The organism is Pseudochrobactrum sp. XF203 (assembly GCF_020341615.1).
Taxonomy (GTDB): domain Bacteria; phylum Pseudomonadota; class Alphaproteobacteria; order Rhizobiales; family Rhizobiaceae; genus Pseudochrobactrum; species Pseudochrobactrum saccharolyticum.
Window position 1 is genome coordinate 3,211,672 of the sequence record NZ_CP084392.1, and the last position, 20,290, is coordinate 3,231,961.

The 20,290-nt window shown below is 52.4% G+C and carries 20 protein-coding genes; 7 read left to right on the top strand and 13 right to left on the bottom strand.

Annotation, left to right across the window (positions count from 1 at the left end; genetic code table 11):
• Nucleotides 1-29 precede the first annotated feature (29 nt).
• The gene (locus LDL70_RS14695) at nt 30-458 is read left to right on the top strand and encodes an EVE domain-containing protein (protein WP_022709673.1); all 429 of its coding nucleotides are present in this window, start codon (nt 30-32) and stop codon (nt 456-458) included.
• A gap of 90 nt (nt 459-548) precedes the next feature.
• A complete protein-coding gene (locus tag LDL70_RS14700; protein WP_225685380.1) occupies nt 549-1,232 on the top strand; it encodes a methyltransferase in 684 nt (227 codons plus the stop codon).
• 97 nt (nt 1,233-1,329) lie between these two features.
• Here LDL70_RS14700 and LDL70_RS14705 read toward each other — a convergent pair whose 3' ends face one another.
• Entirely contained in the window at nt 1,330-2,211 is an 882-nt protein-coding gene (locus LDL70_RS14705) for a DMT family transporter (protein ID WP_225685381.1), read from the bottom strand.
• A 237-nt stretch (nt 2,212-2,448) separates the two neighbouring features.
• Between LDL70_RS14705 and LDL70_RS14710 the strand changes: the two genes are divergently transcribed.
• Nucleotides 2,449-3,822, top strand: a complete 1,374-nt coding sequence (locus LDL70_RS14710; RefSeq protein WP_225688600.1) for a PLP-dependent aminotransferase family protein — start codon at nt 2,449-2,451, stop codon at nt 3,820-3,822.
• 12 nt (nt 3,823-3,834) lie between these two features.
• Here LDL70_RS14710 and LDL70_RS14715 read toward each other — a convergent pair whose 3' ends face one another.
• On the bottom strand, nt 3,835-4,398 hold the full coding sequence (locus LDL70_RS14715) for a L,D-transpeptidase (RefSeq protein WP_221720684.1): 564 nt from the start codon (nt 4,396-4,398) through the stop codon (nt 3,835-3,837).
• A gap of 310 nt (nt 4,399-4,708) precedes the next feature.
• Between LDL70_RS14715 and LDL70_RS14720 the strand changes: the two genes are divergently transcribed.
• Both LDL70_RS14720 and LDL70_RS14725 read left to right on the top strand, forming a co-directional pair.
• Complete coding sequence (locus tag LDL70_RS14720) at nt 4,709-5,389, top strand: response regulator transcription factor (RefSeq protein WP_028233341.1); 681 nt, start codon at nt 4,709-4,711, stop codon at nt 5,387-5,389.
• A gap of 187 nt (nt 5,390-5,576) precedes the next feature.
• Nucleotides 5,577-6,032 (top strand): cyclic nucleotide-binding domain-containing protein, encoded by a 456-nt coding sequence (locus LDL70_RS14725; RefSeq protein ID WP_022709734.1) that lies wholly within the window; start codon nt 5,577-5,579, stop codon nt 6,030-6,032.
• Between the two features lie 27 nt (nt 6,033-6,059).
• Here LDL70_RS14725 and LDL70_RS14730 read toward each other — a convergent pair whose 3' ends face one another.
• The 5 genes from LDL70_RS14730 to tesB all read right to left on the bottom strand — a co-directional run bounded on the left by LDL70_RS14730 (nt 6,060) and on the right by tesB (nt 13,144).
• Nucleotides 6,060-7,652: an ABC-F family ATP-binding cassette domain-containing protein gene (locus tag LDL70_RS14730; protein WP_370637703.1), complete on the bottom strand. Its 1,593-nt coding sequence runs from the start codon at nt 7,650-7,652 to the stop codon at nt 6,060-6,062.
• Between the two features lie 153 nt (nt 7,653-7,805).
• Complete coding sequence (locus LDL70_RS14735; RefSeq protein WP_225685383.1) at nt 7,806-8,612, bottom strand: exodeoxyribonuclease III; 807 nt, start codon at nt 8,610-8,612, stop codon at nt 7,806-7,808.
• 157 nt (nt 8,613-8,769) lie between these two features.
• Complete coding sequence (locus LDL70_RS14740) at nt 8,770-9,411, bottom strand: outer membrane lipoprotein carrier protein LolA (protein ID WP_370637704.1); 642 nt, start codon at nt 9,409-9,411, stop codon at nt 8,770-8,772.
• Nucleotides 9,412-9,505: 94 nt separating this feature from the next.
• Complete coding sequence (locus tag LDL70_RS14745) at nt 9,506-12,064, bottom strand: DNA translocase FtsK (RefSeq protein WP_225688602.1); 2,559 nt, start codon at nt 12,062-12,064, stop codon at nt 9,506-9,508.
• Between the two features lie 216 nt (nt 12,065-12,280).
• The gene (tesB, locus tag LDL70_RS14750; RefSeq protein WP_033315854.1) at nt 12,281-13,144 is read right to left on the bottom strand and encodes an acyl-CoA thioesterase II; all 864 of its coding nucleotides are present in this window, start codon (nt 13,142-13,144) and stop codon (nt 12,281-12,283) included.
• Between the two features lie 202 nt (nt 13,145-13,346).
• On the opposite strand from tesB, the gene LDL70_RS14755 reads away from it, so the two are divergent.
• Both LDL70_RS14755 and LDL70_RS14760 read left to right on the top strand, forming a co-directional pair.
• Nucleotides 13,347-14,618 (top strand): ubiquinone biosynthesis hydroxylase, encoded by a 1,272-nt coding sequence (locus tag LDL70_RS14755; RefSeq protein WP_225685384.1) that lies wholly within the window; start codon nt 13,347-13,349, stop codon nt 14,616-14,618.
• Between the two features lie 93 nt (nt 14,619-14,711).
• Nucleotides 14,712-15,149, top strand: a complete 438-nt coding sequence (locus tag LDL70_RS14760; RefSeq protein WP_022709741.1) for an OsmC family protein — start codon at nt 14,712-14,714, stop codon at nt 15,147-15,149.
• Nucleotides 15,150-15,299: 150 nt separating this feature from the next.
• On the opposite strand, the gene LDL70_RS14765 is transcribed toward LDL70_RS14760, so the two are convergent.
• The 6 genes from LDL70_RS14765 to LDL70_RS14790 form a co-directional block, all read right to left on the bottom strand.
• Nucleotides 15,300-15,671, bottom strand: coding sequence for a VOC family protein (locus LDL70_RS14765; protein ID WP_022709742.1), 372 nt, complete (start codon nt 15,669-15,671; stop codon nt 15,300-15,302).
• A 171-nt stretch (nt 15,672-15,842) separates the two neighbouring features.
• Complete coding sequence (locus tag LDL70_RS14770) at nt 15,843-16,622, bottom strand: succinate dehydrogenase iron-sulfur subunit (protein ID WP_022709743.1); 780 nt, start codon at nt 16,620-16,622, stop codon at nt 15,843-15,845.
• Nucleotides 16,623-16,639: 17 nt separating this feature from the next.
• The gene (gene sdhA / locus LDL70_RS14775) at nt 16,640-18,475 is read right to left on the bottom strand and encodes a succinate dehydrogenase flavoprotein subunit (RefSeq protein ID WP_225685385.1); all 1,836 of its coding nucleotides are present in this window, start codon (nt 18,473-18,475) and stop codon (nt 16,640-16,642) included.
• Nucleotides 18,476-18,483: 8 nt separating this feature from the next.
• Nucleotides 18,484-18,867 carry a succinate dehydrogenase, hydrophobic membrane anchor protein gene (gene sdhD / locus LDL70_RS14780; protein WP_022709745.1) on the bottom strand — a complete coding sequence of 128 codons (384 nt, stop codon included), beginning with the start codon at nt 18,865-18,867 and terminating at the stop codon, nt 18,484-18,486.
• A 12-nt stretch (nt 18,868-18,879) separates the two neighbouring features.
• Nucleotides 18,880-19,281 (bottom strand): succinate dehydrogenase, cytochrome b556 subunit, encoded by a 402-nt coding sequence (gene sdhC / locus LDL70_RS14785; protein WP_225685387.1) that lies wholly within the window; start codon nt 19,279-19,281, stop codon nt 18,880-18,882.
• A gap of 431 nt (nt 19,282-19,712) precedes the next feature.
• Nucleotides 19,713-20,180 (bottom strand): GNAT family N-acetyltransferase, encoded by a 468-nt coding sequence (locus tag LDL70_RS14790; RefSeq protein WP_022709747.1) that lies wholly within the window; start codon nt 20,178-20,180, stop codon nt 19,713-19,715.
• Nucleotides 20,181-20,290 lie beyond the last annotated feature (110 nt).

The following is a 20,290-nucleotide window of genomic DNA, read 5'->3' on the forward strand; positions in this document are numbered from 1 at the left end:
TGGCCTGCTGAATAAATCCGGAGAAAACTGTGGCATATTGGCTGTTTAAATCTGAACCATTCAAATGGTCGTGGGAAATGCAAAAGGCCAAAGGCGCTGTCGGCGAGCAATGGGACGGCGTGCGCAATTATCAGGCACGCAATAATATGCGCGCTATGCAGCTTGGCGATAAAGGCTTTTTCTATCATTCCAATGAAGGACTGGAAGTCGTCGGCATTGTGGAAGTTTGTGCATTGGCGCATCCTGACAGCACAACGGACGATCACCGCTGGGAATGTGTGGATATCCGCGCCGTCTGCGATATGCCGAAGCCGGTGACATTGAAAGATGTGAAGGTCAATCCGCTGTTGAGCGATATGGCGCTGGTCACATCCATGCGTCTTTCCGTACAGCCGGTCAAAGAAGACGAATGGATCGAGGTCTGCCGCATGGGCGGATTAGACCACACCAAAATTTAAGAGCACAACAATGCAGAACGCAACCCAAACACTATTCCGGAAGCGTTCTGCATTTGCAGTCGCTTATCCTCTGCTTGATCCGGAGCGTCTATGCCCCTCCTGATCCCGGACACGACGCGCGCAACGCAATTCATCCTCGACAATACCGGCATTCACCACCCGCCCCATGTGCCGGAAATCGCGCTTCATCTTGCCGATGAGGCTCATGATCTTTGGCACAAGACCGAAGAAGAACTCTCCGAAATCGGATTACCGCCGCCCTATTGGGCTTTCGCATGGGCAGGCGGTCAGGGCGTTGCCCGCTATATTCTCGATCATCCGCAGGCTGTACAAAATAAACGCGTACTGGACTTTGCCTCCGGCTCCGGCCTGGTCGGCATTGCAGCCCTTTTGAGCGGCGCAAGTTCTGTGACCGCCAATGATATCGATCCCTTTGCCCGCCATGCCATTAGCCTGAACAGTGTTTTAAACAAAGTATCCTGTAACTTCAGCAATGCTGATCTGATCGGTCAGGATATGAGCGGCTCTTTTGATGTTCTGCTGGCCGGTGATGTCTTTTATGACAAGCCATTGGCCGACCGGCTGATCATCTGGTTTGACATGCTGGCTGCTAAAGGCGTGCAGATTATCGTCGGCGATCCCGGACGGTCTTATCTGCCGCGGCACCGTCTGACAGAGCTGGAAGTCTATTCCGTGCCGGTCACCCGCGCTCTGGAAGATGCAGACGTAAAGCGCACTACCGTTTGGCACTATGGTAAAACGCAAAAGGCGTAGCTGAGAGCTACGCCTGATTTGTGTCTTATGCAGCACCTGCACATCGCTTCGCATATTTTTAACTTTGTCGCTAAGCGCTATATTTGTGCAATAGTGCTCAAATATAGCGCTTAGCTCCGGCAACACACATCACCACAACACATGCCACCGCCATCATCGCTATACTCACCGGTTCGCCCAGCACAAAGGCTGCCAGAGCGAGACCGAAAAACGGCCGCAATAATTGCAACTGGCCCACGCCTGCCGCACCGCCAAGTGCCAGCCCGTGATACCAGAAGAAAAAGCCGATCAGCATACTAAACAGCGATACATATCCCACACCCAGCCATGCAGGCGCTTCAATACCCGCAAAATTATCCGGCCGTAACGCGACAGCCAGCACCAGCATTACCGGCAGCGCCAATACCAGCGCCCAGCAGATCACCTGCCAGCCACCAATCGTGCGGGACAGTCGCGCACCTTCCGCATAGCCATAGCCGCAGACAATGATCGATAACAGCATCATCACATTGCCATAGAGCGAGAATTCGCCACCAGACTGATCTTTCGCCAAGGCAAAAAATGCCACCGCTGCGCTGCCCGCCAGCGAGAACATCCAGAACCGCCATGACGGATTGCTGTCTCCCCGCAACACCGCAAAAATTGCCGTACTGAGCGGCAGCAGACCGATAAAGACAATTGCATGGGCAGAGGTCACATATTGCAAAGCCAGTGCTGTAAATAGCGGGAACCCGACCACAACACCGCCTGAAACCAGAGCGAGTGAAATCAGCTCAGATGGCGTCGGCAATTTCTCGCGAAATGCCAGCAACAGAGCGCCGCCCAAAAGACCGGCAATGGTCGCCCGTAGCACTGTCAGAAAAACCGGATCAATCTGCAAGACAGCCAAACGCGTTGCAGGCAGAGAGCCGCTGAAAATTAAAACACCTATAAAACCGCTGATCCAGCCAGCACTTTGGCTATCCGCTTGCTTATTCATTTTCACATATTCTCGAAATTTATTGCGTATTTCGCGATAAATATTGATACACAGGCAAAATTGTCAGATACAATTTCAGTACAATTTAAATAAACTGTACTGCTCAATTCGGAGATACAGATGACTTATCATTCCGGATATACAGCGCCGGACGCGCTGCAAACAGCAAGCGATACGGCTGATCAGCTATCCGTCAGTCAGGAAATTCTGGAAGCGACAACACTGGTTGAGAAGGTGATGACAATCATCCGCGACCGTATCAGCGCCATGAGCCTGATGCCAGGCGCGCGCCTGCCTTCCATCCGCCGCCTGTCGGAAACCATGTCCATATCCAAATCCACAGTGGTGGAGGCCTATGACCGGCTGGTGGCTGAAGGCATTATTCAGGCGCGGCGCGGTGCCGGTTTTTATGTCGCTGAGAAAAATCATCCGCCGCTCATCAGCTCGGATTTTGCAGACACTCATAACCGCAATATCAATCCCTATTGGGTGATGCGGCAATCACTGAGCAATACAGAAACCACCTTCAGACCGGGTTGCGGCTGGCTGCCGTCAGACTGGTTGCCGGAAGAAGCCATCCGCCGCGCCTTGCGCCAGATCGCCCGCAACCCTGCATCGAATATATCGGAATATGACGAACCGCTCGGCCTGCCATTGCTGCGCCAGTTGCTCAGCACCCGTCTTCGTGAACAGGGCGTTACAGCAGCCCCGTCACAAATCCTGCTCACCGATTCCGGCACCAATGCACTTGATCTGATCTGCCGTACATTTATCCGCTCCGGCGATACGGTGCTGATTGATGATCCGTGTTATTTCAATTTCCGTGGTCTGTTACTGGCGCAGGGCGTCAATCTTGTCGGCGTACCTTACACCCCCCAAGGCCCTGATCTGGAAAGCTTCGCACGCCTTTGCACGCAATACCGGCCAAAACTCTATCTCTGCAATTCCGGCATTCACAATCCGACCGGTGCCACCATACAACCGGCAACGGCACACCGCCTGCTCAAACTCGCCGAACAGCATGATCTGATTCTGGTTGAGGATAATATTTTTGCAGATTTTCATCAGAATCCGCCACCGCTCTTAGCAGAACTCGACGGTCTGGAGCGGGTGATCCATATTGGCAGCTTCTCCAAATCCCTGTCAGCGGCCACGCGCACCGGTTATATTGCCGCGCGTCCTGACTGGCTGGAAAATCTCACCGACATGAAACTGGCGACCAACTTCGCCAGCAATGCACTGTCCTCACAGATCATCTATCAATTGCTGACAGACGGCAGTTACCGCAGCCATATTGAGAAAATCCGCGTCCGGCTGGCAGAATGTCAGACACGGACGCGGCAGAAGCTTCTCAATGCAGGCTTCAAGCTCTGGTGTGAGCCGGTTGGCGGCATGTTTCTCTGGGCACAATTGCCGGATGATCTGCCGGAAGGTGTGGACAGCGACATGATTGCCAGACGCGCTTTGGATCACAATATCGTTCTGGCGCCCGGTAATATTTTCAGCCAGTCACAGACATGCAGCCAATTCATGCGCTTTAATGTTGCCCAGTCCGTTCATCCGAAGATTTTCGATACGCTCAGACAAATCATGTATCTGCCCGCGACATGAATGTGAGATAAATCAGCCGCGTCGCACACGGATAACCGTATCTCCCGAAAGATGCGGTAATAAACGCATCATGTCGCGACGGCTCAGAGCAATACAACCTTCTGTCGGCGTATAGGTTTCCCGTGAAAGATGGAAAAATATCGCGCTGCCGCAGCCTTTTTTGCGCTCGGTAATATTCCAGTCCATGACCACGCAAATATCGTAGAGCTCATCCTTGCGCCACATCTTCTCATGGCTGCGCTGATAGGTGGCTGCGACCGGTCGGTTATAATTGCGGTCATTGGCGGCATCACACCAGCCATCCTGTGGCTGCGTCGCCCGAAAGCGCAATGCTGTTGCCGGCTGATCCCCGATCACCGGTGTCTGACGGCGGTATCCGTAAAGCAGACGCATCTGCGTCAAAGGCGTTGCACCGTCCCCTTCGCGCTTGCGGGAGGACACGCCGCCCTTGCCCAAAGCACAGCGCAGCACCAGCGGTCCGGCAATCAGATAACCCTGACTGCGATGCCCGGGACGCACATGAACATCCATAACTTTAATCGTGCGGGATGTTTTTCTGCCTGTGTCGCCCTGCATCAGGCCGCTTTGCTTTGCTTCTCTGCCGAGTATCATATGTATAGGCCCCCTCCGGACCGGTTTTGTATGCTATTTTCCGGTAACGCTCTGGAAACACCAGAGAATCATTTCCCATGCCATATATTTACACAGCTAATTTTATTCACATCCATAAACTGATGTCAGATCGCTTAAAAGCAGCATTAAAGGCGTATTTTATAAGGTAAATTTTGTTTCATCTGACCTCTCTTTAGTTTTTCTTCGTTAAATGTCATAAATCACCCATCTTGCTGATGTTCAGCTCCCGTTTTTGAAACCGAATGAGGCAGATATGATCGCCCATACACTTCTGATCGTTGATGATGATGAGGATCTTCGTTCCATCCTGATCGACCAGCTGTCACTTCATCCTGAATTTCAGATCCTGCAGGAAGATACTGCCGGCAAAGCAATTCAGACCGCACGGGCAAATAATATCAGCCTGCTGATTATGGATGTCGGCCTGCCGGATATGGATGGCCGTGATGCCGTCAAACAGCTGCGTGCCGGTGGTTTTACATCACCGATCATTATGCTGACCGGTCACGATACGGATTGCGACACCATTCTGGGCTTTGAGTCCGGTGCCAATGACTATGTGACCAAGCCGTTCCGTTTTGCAGTGCTGCTTGCCCGCATCCGCGCGCAGCTGCGCCAGCATGAACAGAGCGAAGACGCGACCTTTATCGTCGGGCCTTATACATTCAAACCAAGCCAGAAGCTGCTGCTTGACCAGAAAGGCGATAAAATCCGCCTCACTGAAAAAGAAGCGGCAATCATCAAATTCCTTTACCGCGCCGGTGGCGTGGTCGGACGCGATGTCTTGCTGGAAGAAGTCTGGGGCTATAATTCCGGCGTTACCACGCACACGCTGGAAACCCATGTCTATCGCCTGCGTCAGAAAATTGAGCTGGATCCGTCCAATGCCAGTCTGCTGATTACCGAAAGCGGCGGGTATAAGCTGGTTCCCTGAGAATGAAGACAGCCCGGCATTCATTCTGTCCGGGCTGCTTAATATTCTGCATAAAAGATGATTTTATCGAAAACTTTAGATATTTTTCGGTAATTTGGGTTACAGCATAATTCTTCCGGAACAGGATACGATTATTCCCGAGCGGGAACCCGTTCCGGAATAAGGATTATGTGTAAGAAAGAGACATATGGCGCTCGATGATGACATTCAGTTCCTGAGTACGATTGGCCTTTTCGAGGCCTTCTCGGCTCAGCACCTGCGGCTGCTTGCCTTTGGCGCAGAACGCATGGTTCTGCGTACCGGCAGGGAACTGTTTCATGAGGGGCAAAGTGCTGACTGCGCCTATATTGTTGTCAGCGGCAGCATTACCCTTTTTCATGAAGGCAAGCAGGGACGCGTCAATCTGCGCTCAATCAGCACCGGCTCAGTGCTGGGTGAAATGGCACTGATTGCACAGACCAGCCGCCTGACCGGCGCCGTCGCCGATACAGAAACTGAAGTCATCCGTCTCAGCCGCTCCATCTTCCACCGCATTCTGGAAGAATATCCGGAGCTTGCCGCTTCGCTCTATCTGCATATCAGCAATAATCTGAATGAGATGGTCGAGCAGATCGACAAGCTGTCATCCCGTTTTTCCGATTAAAACATCTCCGGCTTTGCCTGATGTGCTTTAAAGCGGCAATTCGATACGCCGCGTAAGTGCGATTGCGTTCAAAAACACCTCATCATGGCTGGTAATCAGCAATGCGCCTTCATAGGCATTGAGCGCCGTTTCCACCGATTGCAGTGCGACAATATCCAGATGATTGGTCGGCTCATCAAGGATGAGCAGTTCCGGTGCCTGAACACCGCCCAGAACACAGGCCAAACCCGCCCGCAGCCTCTCACCGCCGCTGAGTTCTCCAGTTTTTTGCAAAGCCGCATCCGCACGGAACATGAAGCGCGCCAGCGCGGCGCGGCAATCATTGTCCGTAGCTTCAGGTTGCAGAAGCTTGAAATTATCCCTGATACTCAGATCATCATCCAGCAGGCTCACATGCTGATCCAACATGGCATGACGGACATAATATTGTACGCTGCCCTGCTGCGGTGTCAGCTTTCCCGCCAATATATGCAGCAAAGTCGTTTTTCCTGATCCGTTTGGCCCGCATAATGCAATGCGTTCCGGGCCTGTAATCTGCAAAGACAAATCCTGAAATAGTGGCTGACGATCATTAAAAGCCATTGTCAGATGTTCCGCAACGAGTACCGTTTTCGTTGCGGCAAGACTGAGATTGCCGAGGCCAAAATTCTGCGGGATCAGCCGCTCAAACTTGCTCTGCGCCTCACTCAGCATCTGCTGGCTGCTTTCTGCCTGCTTTTGCGCCAGTTGATTATTACGCCCGCCGGTTGCCTGTGCGCGATCTTCTCTGGCATCCAGCAGCAATTTACTTTGCCCTGCACTGAAACGGAATTTCTTACCGGCAGAATCCCGCTTTTCCTGCCGTTCCCTGATGAGCCGCGCCTGTTTCTCCGCCTGTTTGACAGCTGTTTCAGCCACTGCAAGATCATGACGGGCAGCGGCAAGTTCTTCCGCTTTGCGCATCTCATAAAAATCCCAGTTACCACCATAAGACGACACACCAATCGGCGTCAGCTCAATAATCCGGTCCATCTCGCGCAATAATGTGCGGTCATGGCTGACCACCAGCGCCCCGCCACGCCAATTGCGCAGCAAATGCAGTACAGCCTCACGCCCCTGCATATCCAGATTATTGGTCGGCTCATCCAGCAGGATCAGATCCGGCTCGTGAAAAATCAGGGCAGCCAGAGCGGCACGGGTTTTCTGCCCGCCGCTTAAAGTACTCAGTTGCGTTTGCGGGTGGAGTTCTGGCAGACCCATTTGAGAGAGCGTATCCTCAATCCTGCTTTCCAATGTCCAGTCCGCATCAGCCAGATCATCGTCGCTGCCTTCACCTGCCAGAATACGCGCCTGTGCAGCCAGTTGCTCCGTCACACCAAACAAGTCGGCAATCGTTTCATGCGCTTCATTCGTATTCTGATGCAGGAAGCCGAGTTTGGCATGACTGGTCAGCGAACGACTGGCCGGTGCTGTTTCGCCCGCTATGATACGCAATAGAGTTGATTTACCGGTGCCGTTACGCCCGATCAGACCGGTACGTTCACGGGACAGATGAAGAGAAAGATTTTGAAAAAGACTGCGGCCGTCAGGCGTTTGCGCAGAAATATTTTGCAGTGTGTACAGAGTTATCAAGAGCAGCATCCAGTGAAACAACAAAAACATCAGTTAAGAAAAACTGTGCTGTCTGCTTCATTGTGATGAACTCCTCAAATACACTTTTAACCGGCATGAGTAGCCGTAACATTTATTTAAACAGGCATCGTGACTTATTCAAGTCACGATGCCTTGAATGTTTCAGTCGAGATCGAAGCGGGCAATAACCGGCACGTGATCGGAAGGCCGCTCCCAGCCACGGGCATGGCGCAGAACCTGCAATTCTTTCATATGCGGTTCAAGATCTTTGGAACCCCAGACGTGATCGAGACGACGGCCGCGATCAGATGCATCCCAATCTTTGGCTCGGTAGCTCCACCATGTATAAATTTTCTGATCTGCAGGGATTACCTGCCGCATCAGATCACTCCAGCCACCTTTCACCCGCAAATCTTCCAGTGTCTCGGTTTCAACCGGCGTATGGCTGACAATTTTCAGCATCTGCTTATGTGACCAGACATCATTTTCCAGCGGTGCAATATTGAGATCGCCCACCAGAATAGAAGAAAAACCATCACCGCGATCTGCCGTTACTGCCCGCATTTCCTCAAGGAAATTCAGCTTATGGGCAAATTTCGGATTGATCGTCACATCCGGCTCATCCCCGCCGGCAGGCACATAGAAATTATGGATGCGGATTGATTTACCACCCGCCTGCACAACACTGCTGAGATGGCGGCAGTCCCCCATATCACAGAAGCCAATAGTTTCCGTATTTTCCATCGGCCTGCGCGACAGTGTGGCCACGCCGTGATAGCCCTTCTGACCGCTGATCGCGATATGTTCATAACCGGCGTTACACAGCTCTTTGAGCGGAAACTGGTTATCAGGACATTTGGTTTCCTGCAGGCACAACACATCCGGTGTGTGCTTCTCCAGAAAGTCCAGAACCAGCGGCAAACGAAGGCGAACTGAATTGATATTCCAGGTGGCGACGGAAAAACTCATTAAACTGCTCAACGGGCTGAAGGGTAAAAGACAAAACAGGTGAAGGCTCACCATAGTTTGCGTAACATAAGCCGCTTATGCAGGATGTGCAAATGCCGGATAAATAAAAAATGCCGCGCTAAAGCAGGCGCGGCATTTTCAATAGTTTGAACAAGGATCAGCGATTTTTGCGCTTCATAGCCAGACGCTGATAGTCAATCTTGAACATATTATCCGCAAAACGCACACCTTTCTGCACGTTGAAGATCATCACCGTGGTATCCTGACGCTGCGCATCAGTAATTGTCCACTGCTTCAGTTCCGCATTGGCCGGATCAAACATCAGTGCGATTGTGGCATCAGCAAAAACCGCTTTGTCGCCCAAAATCATGGTCAGCGCATCCGGTTCGTTTTTCAAACCGCGCAAACGACCGCCGCCCAGATCAACATGATCGCTGAGCAGCAGTTTCAGTGGTGTTTTCGACAGCGGATACAAATCCCATGTATCCAGCTTCTTATTATTGACGACGACGGATTCACCATCGGAGATCACTGTGATCGGCGATTTATCATAGTTGAAACGGATTTTACCCGGACGCTCAATGTAGAATTTACCGCCGGTCTGATCGCCTTTCGGGCCAAACTGCACAAATTCACCGGTCATGGTTTTCACAGCTGTAAACTGATTGGCAATAGCTTGTGCCTGCGCACCACTATTTGCTGATTGCGCCTGCGCAAAACCGGCAGGCAGCAGCACGCCCAGAGCAACGGATGCAACAGTGAGATATTTTGCGACCATGAAAGGCAATTTCAGTTTCATCAGAGACATATGCTCCCGTATTCGTTATGACGGTTTTCACCGTGTTCTTTTATCTTTTAAACCGGCAGTTTGACCTGACTGTGGCAGAGCAGGATCAGTAATCATCATCCTGCGTCGGGACAAGAATATCGCGTTTGCCCGCATGATTGGCAGGTCCCACAATACCCTCTTCTTCCATACGCTCGATGATCGAAGCTGCACGGTTATAACCAATGCCGAGACGGCGCTGGATATAGCTGGTTGAGGCCTTCTTATCGCGCAGCACCACAGCAACAGCCTGATCATAAGGATCATCGGAATTTTCCAGATTGGACGTACCGGACGGTGCGGAACCGCCCTCGTCCTCATCATCTTCCATAACAGCATCCAGATATTCCGGCACACCCTGCGCTTTAAGGTGCTGAACCACCTGTTCAACTTCATCATCGCCGACAAAAGGCCCGTGAACACGCTGGATACGACCGCCACCGGCCATAAATAACATATCACCCATACCCAGCAGCTGTTCAGCGCCCTGCTCGCCCAGCACCGTACGGCTGTCGATTTTAGAGGTAACCTGAAACGAAATACGGGTCGGGAAATTCGCCTTGATCGTACCGGTAATCACATCCACCGACGGGCGCTGCGTTGCCATAATCACATGGATACCGGCAGCACGCGCCATCTGCGCCAGACGCTGCACCGCACCCTCAATATCTTTACCGGCAACCATCATCAGATCGGCCATTTCGTCGATAATCACGACGATATATGGCATTGGCGACAGATCCAGTTCTTCGGTTTCATAAACCGCCTCACCGGTATTGCGGTCAAAACCGGTCTGCACCGTGCGGGAAATCTGCTCGCCTTTTTTCTCAGCCAGTGAAACACGGCTGTTGAAACCGTCAATATTGCGCACGCCGACTTTCGACATTTTGCGATAGCGGTCTTCCATCTCGCGCACTGCCCATTTCAGTGCGACAACCGCTTTCTTCGGATCAGTCACCACAGGGGTGAGCAAATGCGGAATACCGTCATAAACGGAAAGTTCCAGCATTTTCGGATCAATCATAATCAGGCGGCATTCCTGCGGGGTCATGCGATAGACCAGCGACAGGATCATGGTATTAATCGCCACAGATTTACCGGAACCTGTGGTACCGGCTACCAGAACGTGAGGCATTTTGGCGAGATCGGCAATCACCGGCTCACCATTAATGGTCTTGCCCAGTGCCAGTGCCAGTTTGGTTTTGGTCTGCATGAAATCGCGGCTCGCCAGCATTTCACGCAAGAATACCATTTCGCGCTTCGGATTAGGCAGTTCAATACCAATGGCATTGCGCCCCGGCACCACCGCCACACGGGCAGAAATCGCACTCATGGAGCGGGCAATATCATCAGCCAGACCGATGACACGGGAAGATTTAATCCCCGGCGCCGGCTCCAGCTCATACATGGTCACAACCGGACCCGGCTTGACCTGAATAATCTCACCGCGCACACCGAAATCTTCCAACACACCTTCCAGAACACGGGCATTCTGCTCCAGCGCTTCTTTCGACAAGGACGGATCACGCGCAACCACTTTCGGCTCGCTCAGATAATTGAGATCCGGCAGCATGAAGCGGCCGCCATTATTCGCCGGATGCGTTGGTGCGCGGGCTGTCGGAGCTTTGCGTGCCGCCTGCATGCGCGGAGCTTGTACAGCTGCAGGTTGTTGCGGTGCCGGTGCATCATCATAATCATCATCGTCAAAATGCATGTCATCAGCAGCATGACCGGCAGGTTCAAAACCCGGTTCAAAGCGCTGACCTGCACCCCGACGCGCGACTGTCACATCACCGAACGGATCATCATCACGGTTGCGTTTGCGCGATGTGGACGGATTGCGCTTCAGACCGAACATGCGCCGTACCGATGCCTTGGCGCTCAGCATCCAGTGCGATGCAGCACCCAAGGTCGATGCGGACAGAGTTGAGAAGAAGCCCGCGCGGATTTCACCGGTTTCCTCATCATAGTCTTCATCATAATGATCGTCTGCGACCTGACGTGCTTTGGCGCGGACAGGTTTTGTCAGGCTGCGCTCACGGCCGATCAGGCCGCTGGCAAAGGCGCATAACCACAAAGCCGGAACAGACAAAATAACGGCAATACCAAGCGCAATCACACCGGTAGGGAATTCCCCCAAAAACACACCCGGTACTTTGAGCACCATATCGCCGAACACACCGCCAAGCCCGATCTGCATCGGCCAGCTTTCCGGCGGCGTGACACAGCTGGCAATCGCAGCAAACAGCAAGGATGCAAAAAACCATGCAGAAATACGTCGTGCCAAACGGTCAATACGACCATTGACGATCATCAAAATGCCCCAGAAAACCAGCGGCAGCAGCACAACGACACTGGAAAGACCATAAAACTGCATGGCAAGATCGGCAAAAACCGCACCCGGATAACCTGCAGCATTGGTCACTTCATTGGCAGTCGCATGGCTGAAACTCGGATCAGCCACATTCCATGTGGCAAGTGCGGCAACAGCGCCCGCCACCAAAGCCAGCAGCAACAGGCCGGAGAAAATATCAATCTGACGACGCAGCAAAGCGCTGAGCCTCAGACGTTCTCCCCGAATTTCCTGTTCATCTGGCCCGTAGGACGGTGAATAGCCTTGCCGCATGAAACCTGCCTCAATTTTTTTCACCTGTTTCAATCCGCAGAAATGCGGAAGACAGGTAAATTTTATGAATCGCGTCCGATCATACAATAACGGTAGTTAAGACAGCATTAACCATGAGTCCGTCATTCCTTGACATATTCAGCAGGCTTAAAATACAGAAACACGCCCGTTTTCGGGCGTGTTTCTGTATTTTCACTCTGTTTTGCAGTGCATATCTCAATCGCGGACGCGGATCAGACCTTCCTGCGCCGTGGAGGCAATCAGCACACCGTCACGGGTAAAGATTGAACCACGGTTGAAGCCGCGCGCACCGGTTGCCATCGGGCTGTCCTGACTATAAAGCAGCCAGTCATTCAGGCGGCACGGATGATGGAACCACATCGAATGATCAAGACTGGCAACCTGCATACCCGGATCAAATACTGCACGTCCATGCGCATGCAGTGACGTATCCAGCAAAGTCATGTCTGAGAGATAGGCCAGAATTGCCGCCTGCAATGCACGGTCATCCGGCACCTCACCACAGGCGCGCACCCAGACATTTTGCTCCGGCGGCAGCGGATCTTTGGTGAGATAATGACTGAGCGATACCGGTTTCATATCAATCGGCTGGTCGCGCTCCAGATATTTGCGCACGGCCTTTGGCGCCATCTGGATATATTGCTCTTTCATATCTTTGATGCTGAGCAGTTTTTCCGGCATCGGCACATGAAGCGGCATCGGAATCTGATGCTCAAGTCCTGCTTCATCAATCTGGAACGAGGCAGACAAAGTAAAAATAGCTTCGCCATGCTGGATTGCTACAACTTGACGGGTCGAAAAGCTCGAACCGTCACGTAGCCGTTCCACGCGATAAATAATCGGAATTGAAGGATCACCGGGTCGCATGAAATAGCCGTGCAGGGAATGGACAAAACGCCCTTCCTCTACAGTACGCTGTGCCGCAACCAGTGCCTGGCCGATCACCTGCCCGCCAAAAACCCGCTGCCAGCCCACCTGAGGGCTGCGACCACGGAACAGATTATGTTCCAGCGGCTCCAGATCAAGGATCGACAAAAGTTCTTTCATTGCTTCAGACATAGGAAACTCATTTTCTGCGACAGCTATACTATGGCTACAACCGGTCGTCTTACGGCGCAAGGGATTGCGGGTAAAAACTGCGGCATTTCCGCTTGAGACAAACCGGCTTAAAGCCTATCTACATCTATGTGTTATAAAGCACGAACTGGTTGAAAGAGAACTGACAGTCCTGCAAACCTGTCGTGCAGAGAAGGAAACCGTCATGGCCAAATCGTCCCGCAAATCATCTCCGGCTGCTGCTGAGGCGGCATCTGCTCCGGTCAAAACTGATGTTCTGATCGCGGGCGCGGGTTATGTGGGGATGACCACGGCGGTTGCCATTAAAACCGGCGCACCTCAGCTGGATGTCACAATCATTGATGCTGCACCGGCCGGTCAGTGGAAAAAAGATCCCCGCGCTTCGGCGATTGCCGCTGCCGCCACCCGTATGCTGGAACAGCTTGGTTGCTGGCAGGCGATCAAACCGGATGCACAGCCGATCAATGACATGGTGATCACCGATTCCCGCGTGTCCGATCCGGTGCGCCCTGTTTTCCTGACCTTTGCCGGTGAAGTAAATCCGGGTGAACCCTTCGCCCATATGGTTGAAAACAAGGTTCTCAATGCCTCGCTTCATGCCAAGGCAGCTGAACTCGGTATTCATGTGATTGAAGGCTGCGGCGTTGAAGGTTTCACCACCGAATCCAATGCTGTGACTGTAACACTGGCCGATGGCCGCATACTGGAAACAAGACTGCTGGTCGGCGCCGATGGCGTGCGCTCACGCATGCGCGATCAGGCCGGTATTAAAACCGTTCACTGGAGCTATGGCCAGTCTGGCATTGTCTGCAATGTCTCCCATGAGCGTCCGCATGAAGGCCGCGCGATTGAACACTTCCTGCCTGCAGGACCTTTTGCCATTCTGCCGCTCAAAGGCAACCGCTCCTCCCTCGTCTGGGCAGAGCGCACTGAAGATGCCAACCGTCTGGTTGCGCAGGATGACTTCGTGTTTGAGGCTGAACTGGAACAGCGCTTCGGTCATCATCTGGGTGAAATTCGTGTTGAAGGCAACAAGCGGGCTTTCCCTCTGGGTCTCACATTGGCGCGTGAATTTGTAAAGCCGCGCTTCGCACTGGTCGGTGATGCCGCGCACGGTATTCACCCGATTGCCGGACAGGGACTGAATCTCGGTTTCCGCGATGCGGCTACGCTAGCACAGGTGATTGTTGATACCGAGCGCCTCGGCCTTGATATAGGTTCTTTTGCTGCACTCGAAAAATACCAGACATGGCGCCGCTTCGACACCGTGCAGATGGGCGTCAGCACCGATGTTCTGACCCGACTGTTTTCTAATGACAATCTGGCACTGCGCACCGTGCGCGATATCGGCCTCGGTCTTGTTGACCGCCTGCCGGTGATGAAAAACTATTTCATCAAACAGGCCGCAGGTTTCGGCAAGGAAAACCCGCGCTTGTTACAGGGTGAGGCGATCTGACAAAAATCTGCTTGGATTGCACTGGATAATAGGCACGTCAAAACTATTTCTTTTCATAGAGTCTCAGACACGGGATCAATTAGGAGAGAGACAATGAACCGAACTGCCACGGCCATCTGGAACGGCGACCTGAAAACCGGTACCGGAAAACTGACAACCCAGAGCACCGCACTCAATGAACTGCCTTACAGCTTTAAATCACGCACTGAAGATATACACGGCAATGCAGGCACCAATCCGGAAGAACTGATTGGTGCTGCCCATGCGGGTTGTTTTGCCATGATGCTGTCGTCCCTGCTTTCCACCAATGGCACCCCACCAACGGAATTACAGGCAACTGCGACCATCAGCACCGTGCCGAATGAAGGCGGCGGTTTTTCTATTGCCAAAAGCGATCTGACCTTGCGCGCACGTGTCGCCAATATTTCCGAAAATGATTTTCAGAAACTGGCCAAACAAGCCAAAGAAAATTGTCCAGTCTCCCGCGCTTTGAATGCGCTGGAAATCAATCTCACGGCCACATTGCTTTAAATCTGAGTACAATTAAAAAAGCCGCAGATTTGATCTGCGGCTTTTTTCTTTCAAGCGCATCCCGAAAAGTGTGAAGCGGTTTTCGGAATAAGATGTGCGTCAAATCATATAAAAAAGCGGTTCTATCGATTAGCATTAACTGTAACCGCTCTAAGCGGGCATGTGACAGACAACTTCGATAATATGCCCGTCCGGGTCTTTGACCTGCGCACTAAAATAGTCCGCATGATAATTCGGGCGTAAAACCGGTGCGCTGTGCTCAATACCGCCTGCACTGAGTGCTGCCTGATAAAAGCGCTCAACCTCGCCACGTGTACCTGCCAGAAATGCCAGATGCATTTGTCCCTGATAGGCAGAACCTTTTTGTGAGCCGATCCAGAATTCCGGCTTACCGTGACGACCATAACCCTGCCAGTTGCCGAATTCCGTGACAGCATCAATGCCCAGAGGCGCCAAAGCAGCAGAGTAAAAAGCCCGCGCTTTATCTTTATTGGTGACCATAAATCCGATCTGATCAAGCATAACGGCCTCCGCCAAAGATTACACAACTTATGCAAACACGAAACGCTGACAGCGCGTAAGAGTTGCAGACTAAAGCATAAAAATTTAAGCGCGCTTAATCAGGCAGATTTATGAAGCCACAAAAAAGGCACCGCGAACGGTGCCTTTTAGTTTTTTGGTTATTCGCCGTGATTATACGCGGCGCTCGACCATCATTTTCTTGATCTCGGCAATCGCCTTCGCAGGGTTCAGGCCTTTAGGGCATGTCTGCGCGCAGTTCATGATTGTGTGGCAGCGATAAAGACGGAACGGATCTTCGAGATTATCGAGACGTTCGCCTTTTGCTTCATCACGGGAATCAATCAACCAGCGATAAGCCTGCAGCAGCACGGCAGGACCGAGATAACGGTCGCCGTTCCACCAGTAGCTCGGGCACGAGGTCGAGCAGCAAGCGCACAAAATGCACTCATAAAGGCCGTCCAATTTGGCGCGGTCTTCATGGCTCTGCAGCCACTCTTTCTGCGGCTCAGGCGAAACCGTTTTCAGCCATGGCTCAATCGAGCGGTGCTGCGCATAGAAATGGCTCAGATCAGGCACCAGATCCTTCACAACCGGCATATGCGGCAGAGGATAGATCTTAACAGTGCCTTTGATATCTTCCATGCCTTTGGTGCATGCAAGCGTATTCGAACCATCAATATTCATGGCGCATGAGCCGCAAATACCTTCACGGCAGGAGCGGCGCAGCGTCAGCGTCGGATCAATCTTGTTCTTGATATACAGAAGTGCATCGAGAACCATCGGGCCGCAATCATCAAGATCGACATAAAATGTGTCGAGACGCGGGTTCTGACCGTCATCCGGCGACCAGCGGTAAATCTTGAATTCACGCAGGTTCGTTGCACCCGCAGGCTTGTCCCAGACTTTGCCGGGACGGATCTGCGAATTCTTGGGAAGTGCCAGTTCTACCATTGCTCTTTCCCCAATCCTTAGTAAACGCGCGCTTTAGGCGCAATTTTAGCGAGGCTGATACCACCGTCTTCTTCCTTGACCAGAGGGTCAAGATGAACAGGACGGCTGCCAAGCGTAACTGTGCCGTCTTCTGAGAGCCAGGACAGCGAATGCTTGCGCCAGTTCACGTCATCACGGTTCGGGAAATCCTCATGGGCATGGGCGCCACGGCTTTCCTTACGGGCTTCAGCGGCCACAACAGTGGTCATCGCATTGGCCATCAGGTTTTCCAGCTCCAATGTTTCCATCAGGTCGGAGTTCCAGATCAATGAGCGATCAGTCACTTTAATATCCGGCATTTCTTTCCAGATCGCGGCCATACGTTCACAACCCTGTTTCAGGGATTCTGAGGTACGGAATACAGCAGCATCTTCCTGCATGGTGCGCTGCATTTTTTCACGCAGAACAGCAGTCGGAGTGCCGCCGTCAGCAAAGCGCAGACGGTCGAAACGTTCCATGATCTTATCGCAGGCAGCGAGATTGAGATCAGGAATTTTTGCAGCACGGTCAATCACTTCACCGGCGCGGATTGCAGCCGCACGGCCGAATACCACGAGATCGATCAGCGAGTTTGAACCGAGACGGTTTGCACCATGCACGGACGCACAACCGGCTTCACCCACAGCCATCAGACCAGGCTGTACACGATCAGGATTGTCTTCCGTCGGGTTCAGCGCTTCGCCCCAATAGTTGGTCGGCACACCGCCCATATTGTAGTGAACTGTCGGCAGAACCGGAATCGGCTCTTTGGTCAGATCAACACCGGCAAAAATCTTGGCGCTTTCCGAAATACCCGGCAGACGCTCATGCAGAATTGCCGGATCAAGATGATCCAGATGCAGATAGATGTGATCTTTGTTCTTGCCAACGCCGCGGCCTTCACGGATCTCAATGGTCATGCAGCGGGACACAACGTCACGCGATGCCAGATCCTTGGCGGAAGGTGCATAACGCTCCATGAAGCGTTCGCCTTCAGAGTTCACAAGATAACCGCCCTCACCGCGTGCGCCTTCTGTAATCAGGCAGCCTGCGCCGTAAATACCGGTTGGGTGGAACTGAACGAATTCCATATCCTGCAGTGGCAGACCGGCACGTGCAACCATGCCGCCGCCGTCACCGGTGCAGGTATGGGCAGAGGTTGCCGAGAAATACGAACGACCGTAACCACCGGTGGCCAGAACGACCATTTTGGCGGAGAAACGGTGAATTGTACCGTCATCCAGATTCCATGCCACAACGCCGGTGCAAACACCGTCAGTCATAATCAGATCAAGCGCGAAATATTCAATGAAGAACTGCGCATTGTTCTTGAGTGACTGGCCGTAAAGCGTGTGCAGAATAGCGTGACCGGTACGGTCGGCAGCAGCACAGGTACGCTGAACCGGCGGACCATCACCGAAGTTCTGCATATGACCGCCGAATGGACGCTGATAGATTTTGCCTTCTTCAGTACGGGAGAACGGCACGCCGTAATGTTCCAGCTCATAAACCGCCGCAGGCGCTTCACGGGCCAGATATTCCATGGCGTCTGTATCACCGAGCCAGTCGGAGCCTTTAACAGTGTCATACATATGCCACTGCCAGCTGTCCGGACCCATATTAGAAAGCGAAGCAGCAATACCGCCCTGCGCTGCAACCGTATGGGAGCGCGTCGGGAAAACCTTGGTAATGCAGGCTGTTTTAAAGCCCTGCTCTGCCATACCCAGTGTTGCACGCAAGCCTGCACCACCGGCACCGACAACCACAACGTCAAATTTGTGGTCGACATAGGTATATTTGCTGCCGTTAGCAGCTGTGTCTTTAGTTGTTGCCATTTGGCCTATCAACCTCCGAAGCTGAGCTTGAGGATTGCAAATACACTCGCGCCGCCAACAACAATCGCAAAGAAGGTGTTGAGCATAACGCAAACAATCTTCAGGCCTTCGCCGTGAATATAATCTTCAATAATAACCTGCATGCCCAGACGCATGTGATAAACACCGGTCAGAACAAACAGTGCCATCACAATCGCGTTAAACGGATGGGCGATTGCAGCGCGGACTTCTGCATAATCTGCACCATTGAGGCAGATAATCAGGCCGATGAAGTAAATCACCAGCGGCACAAGTGCGACAGCACTCATACGCTGTGTCCAGAAATGGCCGGTGCCTTCCTTGGCGGAACCAAGGCCGCGAACCTTACCCAGAGGGGTGCGCATATCTTGCATATATCAGTCCTCTCAGCGCAGGCTGTAAGCCACAACCCAGATCAGGATTGTCGCAACAACTGAAAACACGACCGTGGCCCAGGCCATTTTGCTGGCAGTGTGTTTTTCAAGTCCTGCGCCCATATCCCAGATGAAATGGCGGATACCGCCTGCCAGATGCTGCATCAGAGCCCATGTGTAGCCGAACAGCACAAGGCGTCCAATCCACGAGCCGAACAGGCCGTTGACGAAATTAAAGCAATCTTCACTGACCGCTGCGGAAATCAGCCATACGGCAAGCAATACGGTGCCGAAATAGAGTGCGCCGCCGGTAATGCGGTGAATGATCGACGTTGTCATGGTAATTGCCGGTTTATAAATCGACAAATGCGGTGACAGCGGGCGCTGGCTTTTGACTATTGGTCTTGTTGTCATAGCTATCCTGGTAAATGTTACCGATAAACAGGCCTTGCTAAACATGCCGCTATACCGGCAAAATCTATGGTCTGTTCATGCCCAACAGAGTCTATATCTATGATGAACCTGCGCCCAGCATAGATATAAACTCTGTCATTTTAACATGCTGCGCAATTCTTGAAGCTTCACAGGCTCAGGAGCCGCGCAGTAGAGCGAATACGGCCAAGATCGTTTAAAGGACGACCATGTTAGGGCTTATCTACTGCGCTTTTGTCACCACGTCAAAGTCACAACCATGCGACCAGCCATGCAATTAGTCGCACCTGAGCAGAGAGATGACGTTTTAAACGGTTTTATGCGGCCTATTACCGGACATCCGCGATAAAAATAAAATCCGGCGGCGTTTAAATTGTCCTGATTATGAGCCGCCGGACAGTGTTTCAACAGGTTTACTGGAGATGTGGTGCAAAACGAATCACAAAACTGCTCCAGTCCGCTGTGGCCGCGACCTGTTCATACAGCTTGCGGCCATCTTCCGGCTGACGCGGTGCATTGAGTGCCAGCTTGCTCCATGAGCGCTCTTCGGCCTTATCAGCCAGCACATCAATCAAAGCCTTGGCGATACCTTTTTTGCGGTGCTCGTGATGGACGTAAATATGGTCCACCTGCCCTGCGCGCATGCCCGATACCGGCTCCGGCAGATCATAGAAAATCACAAAGCCGACCAGTACGCCATCAAGCCGCGCACCGAGCAATTCAGCACTGCGATCCTGCAACAGCTTTTCCGCATAATATTCATCCGGACGGCGCGGTGCACCGCGCTTCAGCGCCTGCGCATAATCGGCCAGCAAAGGCGCAAGTTCACGGGCATCACGTAAGTGAAGCAATGAAATATCAATAGCGTGATCCTGTGTCATGATGCCTTCCCTTTTGGCGAATAAGAACTAGTGGTCTGATTCCGACATTTGCATTCCGTGGGGTATTGTGCAGAGCAAATGTCGGAATCAAAAAGACCACTAAAGACTAT

Excerpts from the sequence above, each read along its gene's own strand:
- LDL70_RS14700 (WP_225685380.1), top strand. The coding sequence starts at position 549 with ATGCCCCTCCTGATCCCGGACACGACGCGCGCAACGCAATTCATCCTC.
- LDL70_RS14705 (WP_225685381.1), bottom strand. The coding sequence starts at position 2,211 with ATGAATAAGCAAGCGGATAGCCAAAGTGCTGGCTGGATCAGCGGTTTT.
- LDL70_RS14710 (WP_225688600.1), top strand. The coding sequence starts at position 2,449 with ATGACAATCATCCGCGACCGTATCAGCGCCATGAGCCTGATGCCAGGC.
- LDL70_RS14715 (WP_221720684.1), bottom strand. The coding sequence starts at position 4,398 with ATGCAGGGCGACACAGGCAGAAAAACATCCCGCACGATTAAAGTTATG.
- LDL70_RS14720 (WP_028233341.1), top strand. The coding sequence starts at position 4,709 with ATGATCGCCCATACACTTCTGATCGTTGATGATGATGAGGATCTTCGT.
- LDL70_RS14725 (WP_022709734.1), top strand. The coding sequence starts at position 5,577 with ATGGCGCTCGATGATGACATTCAGTTCCTGAGTACGATTGGCCTTTTC.
- LDL70_RS14730 (WP_370637703.1), bottom strand. The coding sequence starts at position 7,652 with ATGCTGCTCTTGATAACTCTGTACACACTGCAAAATATTTCTGCGCAA.
- LDL70_RS14735 (WP_225685383.1), bottom strand. The coding sequence starts at position 8,612 with ATGAGTTTTTCCGTCGCCACCTGGAATATCAATTCAGTTCGCCTTCGT.
- LDL70_RS14740 (WP_370637704.1), bottom strand. The coding sequence starts at position 9,411 with ATGAAACTGAAATTGCCTTTCATGGTCGCAAAATATCTCACTGTTGCA.
- LDL70_RS14745 (WP_225688602.1), bottom strand. The coding sequence starts at position 12,064 with ATGCGGCAAGGCTATTCACCGTCCTACGGGCCAGATGAACAGGAAATT.
- tesB (WP_033315854.1), bottom strand. The coding sequence starts at position 13,144 with ATGTCTGAAGCAATGAAAGAACTTTTGTCGATCCTTGATCTGGAGCCG.
- LDL70_RS14755 (WP_225685384.1), top strand. The coding sequence starts at position 13,347 with ATGGCCAAATCGTCCCGCAAATCATCTCCGGCTGCTGCTGAGGCGGCA.
- LDL70_RS14760 (WP_022709741.1), top strand. The coding sequence starts at position 14,712 with ATGAACCGAACTGCCACGGCCATCTGGAACGGCGACCTGAAAACCGGT.
- LDL70_RS14765 (WP_022709742.1), bottom strand. The coding sequence starts at position 15,671 with ATGCTTGATCAGATCGGATTTATGGTCACCAATAAAGATAAAGCGCGG.
- LDL70_RS14770 (WP_022709743.1), bottom strand. The coding sequence starts at position 16,622 with ATGGTAGAACTGGCACTTCCCAAGAATTCGCAGATCCGTCCCGGCAAA.
- sdhA (WP_225685385.1), bottom strand. The coding sequence starts at position 18,475 with ATGGCAACAACTAAAGACACAGCTGCTAACGGCAGCAAATATACCTAT.
- sdhD (WP_022709745.1), bottom strand. The coding sequence starts at position 18,867 with ATGCAAGATATGCGCACCCCTCTGGGTAAGGTTCGCGGCCTTGGTTCC.
- sdhC (WP_225685387.1), bottom strand. The coding sequence starts at position 19,281 with ATGACAACAAGACCAATAGTCAAAAGCCAGCGCCCGCTGTCACCGCAT.
- LDL70_RS14790 (WP_022709747.1), bottom strand. The coding sequence starts at position 20,180 with ATGACACAGGATCACGCTATTGATATTTCATTGCTTCACTTACGTGAT.